Annotated in this window: 3 rRNA genes; all 3 read left to right on the top strand. The window is 54.4% G+C overall.

Annotation, left to right across the window (positions count from 1 at the left end):
- Positions 1-298 precede the first annotated feature (298 nt).
- The 3 genes from NG78_RS05765 to rrf all read left to right on the top strand — a co-directional run bounded on the left by NG78_RS05765 (position 299) and on the right by rrf (position 5,562).
- Positions 299-1,826, top strand: a 16S ribosomal RNA gene (locus NG78_RS05765).
- Between the two features lie 383 nt (positions 1,827-2,209).
- Positions 2,210-5,270: ribosomal RNA gene (locus tag NG78_RS0105775) — 23S ribosomal RNA — on the top strand.
- A 175-nt stretch (positions 5,271-5,445) separates the two neighbouring features.
- A 5S ribosomal RNA gene (rrf, locus tag NG78_RS05770) occupies positions 5,446-5,562 on the top strand.
- Together the 16S, 23S and 5S rRNA genes form the textbook arrangement of a ribosomal RNA operon.
- Positions 5,563-5,603 lie beyond the last annotated feature (41 nt).

The following is a 5,603-nucleotide window of genomic DNA, read 5'->3' as shown; positions in this document are numbered from 1 at the left end:
GGATTTGCTTTTGAGTGTGGTTTGGTGTAAGTTTATCTCTTGCTGCTCAGCGCGGCTGGTTCTTCTCCTTCGGGGTTGATTGAGCCGACTGGTGTGGTGGTGGTTTGAGAACTCAAGAGCGTGTCTGTACTACTTATTAGTTAATTATTGCCAGTTCATTATCAGCCTCACAGATTGTGGGGTGCCTGAGAGATGGTTAAATGGTGGTGAGGTTTTTTGTTGGGATGTTCTTTCCTTAAAGAATGTCTCGTCTTTTTCTTTTATATTGGAGCCTTATGTTGGCTCTTCATTGAAGTTTTTCGTGGAGGGTTCGATTCTGGCTCAGGATGAACGCTGGCGGCGTGCTTAACACATGCAAGTCGAACGGGATCTAGTCAGCTTGCTGACTGGTGAGAGTGGCGAACGGGTGAGTAATGCGTGACCAACCTGCCCCATGCTCCAGAATAGCTCTTGGAAACGGGTGGTAATGCTGGATGCTCCAACTTGACGCATGTCTTGTTGGGAAAGTGTTTAGTGGCATGGGATGGGGTCGCGTCCTATCAGCTTGTAGGCGGGGTAATGGCCCACCTAGGCTTCGACGGGTAGCCGGCCTGAGAGGGCGGACGGCCACATTGGGACTGAGATACGGCCCAGACTCCTACGGGAGGCAGCAGTGGGGAATATTGCGCAATGGGGGAAACCCTGACGCAGCGACGCCGCGTGCGGGATGAAGGCCTTCGGGTTGTAAACCGCTTTTGATTGGGAGCAAGCCTTTTGGGTGAGTGTACCTTTCGAATAAGCGCCGGCTAACTACGTGCCAGCAGCCGCGGTAATACGTAGGGCGCAAGCGTTATCCGGAATTATTGGGCGTAAAGAGCTTGTAGGCGGTTCGTCGCGTCTGGTGTGAAAGCCCATCGCTTAACGGTGGGTCTGCGCCGGGTACGGGCGGGCTAGAGTGCAGTAGGGGAGACTGGAATTCCCGGTGTAACGGTGGAATGTGTAGATATCGGGAAGAACACCAATGGCGAAGGCAGGTCTCTGGGCTGTTACTGACGCTGAGAAGCGAAAGCGTGGGGAGCGAACAGGATTAGATACCCTGGTAGTCCACGCCGTAAACGGTGGACGCTGGATGTGGGGCCCATTCCACGGGTTCCGTGTCGGAGCTAACGCGTTAAGCGTCCCGCCTGGGGAGTACGGCCGCAAGGCTAAAACTCAAAGAAATTGACGGGGGCCCGCACAAGCGGCGGAGCATGCGGATTAATTCGATGCAACGCGAAGAACCTTACCTGGGCTTGACATGTGCCTGACAGCTGCAGAGATGTGGTTTCCCTTCGGGGCAGGTTCACAGGTGGTGCATGGTCGTCGTCAGCTCGTGTCGTGAGATGTTGGGTTAAGTCCCGCAACGAGCGCAACCCTCGCCCTGTGTTGCCAGCGGGTTATGCCGGGAACTCACGGGGGACCGCCGGGGTTAACTCGGAGGAAGGTGGGGATGACGTCAGATCATCATGCCCCTTACGTCCAGGGCTTCACGCATGCTACAATGGCCGGTACAACGGGATGCGACATGGTGACATGGAGCGGATCCCTTAAAACCGGTCTCAGTTCGGATCGTAGTCTGCAACTCGACTACGTGAAGGCGGAGTCGCTAGTAATCGCGAATCAGCAACGTCGCGGTGAATGCGTTCCCGGGCCTTGTACACACCGCCCGTCAAGTCATGAAAGTGGGCAGCACCCGAAGCCGGTGGCCTAACCCTTTTGGGATGGAGCCGTCTAAGGTGAGGCTCGTGATTGGGACTAAGTCGTAACAAGGTAGCCGTACCGGAAGGTGCGGCTGGATCACCTCCTTTCTACGGAGTTTTTGTGCACGCTCGGTTTTGAGTGTGGTTACTGGTGTGGAAAACAATAGTTAACGTTTTATGTGAGTTTGTTGGGCATGCTTTTGGGTTCCCGGATTGCCACCCCCCTTTGTTTTGGGGTTGCGGTCCTTTGCGATCCTTGGATTTCAGGTTGATGCTTTCTGCGTTTGGCTTGGGTTCTTGGTGTTGTGGTGGTTTGAGAACTGGATAGTGGACGCGAGTGATTATGTGAGATTCTTTTTAGGGTTTCATGTTTTTGCTTTTACTGATTTTCGACCGGCTCCATTTTGGTGGAGTCGTCTTGATCGTTTTGTGATCGTTTAGTGTGATGATTTGTTGTCTAGAGAATTTTGCTGTTAGGTTTCTTACTGGTGTGTGTCACTGGTAAGGGCGTATGGTGGATGCCTTGGTAGACAGGACCGATGAAGGACGTGACGGGCTGCGATATGCCTCGGGGAGCTGCCGAGTGGGCTTTGATCCGAGGATTTCCGAATGGGGAGACCCGGCCACTGTTATGGGTGGTCACCACAGTTTTTGTGGGGGGTACGCAGGGAAGTGAAACATCTCAGTACCTGCAGGAAAGGATACTCCGTGAGTAGTGGCGAGCGAAAGCGGATCAGGCTAAACCGGGTGCGTGTGATAGCCGTCAGGTGTTGCGCATTCGGGGTCGTGGGATTGGTTGTTCAGCCTCTGACGGGGTTGAGAAGAGTGATAAAATGTCGTGCTAGGTGAATGGGATTGAATTCCCAGCCGTAGAGGGTGATGGCCCCGTAGCTTGTCGTGCGATGTCTCTTTATGCTTATTCCCAAGTAGCGCGGGCCTCGTGGAATCCCGCGTGAATCTGCCCAGACCGTTGGGTAAGCCTAAGTATTCCTGTCTGACCGATAGTGTACTAGTACCGTGAGGGAAAGGTGAAAAGCACCCCGGGAGGGGAGTGAAATAGTTCCTGAAACCGTGCGCTTACAATCCGTCGGAGCCTTCTTGTGGGGTGACGGCGTGCCTATCGAAAAATGAGTCTGCGAGTCAGTGGTATGTGGCGAGGCTAACCCGGGTGGGGGAGCCGTAGCGAAAGCGAGTTTTAAAAGGCGTTTTAGTCGCATGTCCTGGACCCGAAGCGGGATGATCTAGCCCTGAGCAGGTTGAAGCGCGGGTAAGACCGTGTGGAGGACCGAACCCACCTAGGTTGAAAACTGGGGGGATGACTTGGGGTTAGGGGTGAAAGGCCAATCAAATTCCGTGATAGCTGGTTCTCTCCGAAATGCATTTAGGTGCAGCGTCGTGTTATTGCTTACAGGGGGTAGAGCTACTGGATGCTTGCGGGCCCATACCGGGTACCAATAGCAGCCAAACTCCGAATACCTGTTAGGTTTATCACGGCAGTGAGTCGGCGGGGGATAAGCTCCGTCGTCAAAAGGGAAACAGCCCTGATCGTCGTCTAAGGTCCCGAAGCGCGTGCTAAGTGGGAAAGGATGTGGAGTCGCATAGACAGCCAGGAGGTTGGCTCAGAAGCAGCCATCCTTGAAAGAGTGCGTAACAGCTCACTGGTCTAGTGGTTCCGCGCCGACAATGTAGCGGGGCTTAAGCACGCCACCGAAGACGCGGCTGCATGATTTATTTCATGCGGGGTAGGAGAGCGTCCTGTAAGGGGTGAAGCGGCCGTGTGAACGTGTCGTGGACTTTACAGGAGTGAGAATGCAGACATGAGTAGCGAGAGACGGGTGTGAATCCCGTCCGCTGGATGACTAAGGGTTCCGGGGCCACGTTCGTCGTCCCCGGGTGAGTCGAGTCCTAAGGCGAGGCCGACAGGCGTAGTCGAATGGATGAACGGGTTGATATTCCCGTACCGGTGTTACACCGTTCGAACTGAATCTGAGAGTACTAACCTTCATTTGCAAGCTGGCTTCCTTTCGGGGTTGTTGGCTTGTTTGTGTTGGGAGCGTATCGGTAGTAGGTTAGCGTGGGAGTGACGCGGGTAGGTAGCCGGCTGCGGAGGTGGTTTTCCGTGGCTAAGCGTGTGGGCTGTCCTCTAGGTAAATCCGGGGGATGTTAAAGCTGAGGCGTGATGGGTAGGCTGTAAGGCTGATTCCGGTGATCCTGCTTGCCAAGAAAAGCTTCAACGTGAGGTGTGATTCCGCTCGTACCCTAAACCGACACTGGTGGTCTGGTAGAGTATACCGAAGCGATCGGGCGAATCCTGGCCAAGGAACTCGGCAAATTACTCCCGTGCCTTCGGCATAAGGGAGACCCCTGATGGTGATATGGTTTTACACTGTTGAGCTGTTGGGGGTGGCACAAGCTAGGGGGTAGCGACTGTTTACCAAAAACACAGGAGCGTGCGAAGGCGTAAGCCGCTGTATACGCTCTGACGCCTGCCCGGTGCCGGAAGGTTAAGAGGATCCGTTAACTTCGGTGAAGCGGTGAATTTAAGCCCCGGTAAACGGCGGTGGTAACTATAACCATCCTAAGGTAGCGAAATTCCTTGTCGGGTAAGTTCCGACCTGCACGAATGGCGTAACGACTTCCCCACTGTCTCGGCCAGGAGCCCGGCGAAATTGCAGTACGAGTAAAGATGCTCGTTAAGCGCAGAAGGACGAAAAGACCCCGGGACCTTTACTATACCTTGGTATTGTCGTTAGGTGTGGATCGTGTAGCATAGGCGGGAGGCTGTGAAGCGTGGGCGCTAGCTTGCGTGGAGTCGACAGGTGAAATACCGCTCTTTCCATATCTGGCGTCTAACCTCAGCACGTTATCCGTGTTAGGGACAGTGCCTGGCGGGTAGTTTAACTGGGGCGGTTGCCTCCTAAAGAGTAACGGAGGCGCTCAATGGTCCGCTCAGCCCGGTTGGCAATCGGGTGTTGAGTGTAATCGCACAAGCGGGCTTGACTGTGAGACTGACGGGTCGAGCAGGGACGAAAGTCGGAGATAGTGATCCGGTGCCGGCGTACGGACGTGGCATCGCTCAACGGATAAAAGGTACCCCGGGGATAACAGGCTGATCATTCCCAAGAGTCCATATCGACGGGATGGTTTGGCACCTCGATGTCGGCTCGTCGCATCCTGGGGCTGGAGCAGGTCCCAAGGGTTCGGCTGTTCGCCGATTAAAGCGGCACGCGAGCTGGGTTCAGAACGTCGTGAGACAGTTTGGTCTCTATCCTCTGCGCTCGTTGGAATGTTGAGGAGACCTGCCCATAGTACGAGAGGACCTGGGTGGACGAACCTCTGGTATGCCGGTCGTCACGCCAGTGGCGCCGCCGGTTAGCTACGTTCGGAAGGGATAACCGCTGAAAGCATCTAAGCGGGAAGCCTGCTCCAAGATAAGCATTCCTTGCACTTTAGTGTGTGAGCCCCCATGTAGAACACGTGGTTGATAGGCTGGACGTGGAAGCCCTGTAAGGGGTGGAGCTGACCAGTACTAACGGGCGATGGTGACATTCTTCCCTTCTGCTTTTAGGAGGGGCTAGTTTGAAACTTGAGTATTATTTTCTAGCATCATGGAGTATTAAACGATTCGCTTAACGATTGGTTAGTAAAAGCTTTATTGCTCGCGTTCATGTCCGGTTCCCAAACCGCCACGTTGCCACTCACTGTTGGTGAGTGTATAATATAGTTTTGCGGTGGTCATGGCTCAGGTGAGACGCCCGGTCCCATTCCGAACCCGGAAGCTAAGGCCTGACACGGCGAGGGTACTGCACTCGATAGGGTGTGGGAGACTAGCACGCTGCCGCATTATTCTTTCTAGCGGGGAACTTGATTGTTCCCCGCTTTTTT

This window comes from Gardnerella greenwoodii 00703Dmash (genome assembly GCF_000263635.1).
Taxonomy (GTDB): domain Bacteria; phylum Actinomycetota; class Actinomycetes; order Actinomycetales; family Bifidobacteriaceae; genus Bifidobacterium; species Bifidobacterium greenwoodii.
This window is presented reverse-complemented; position numbering and strand designations above follow the sequence as displayed.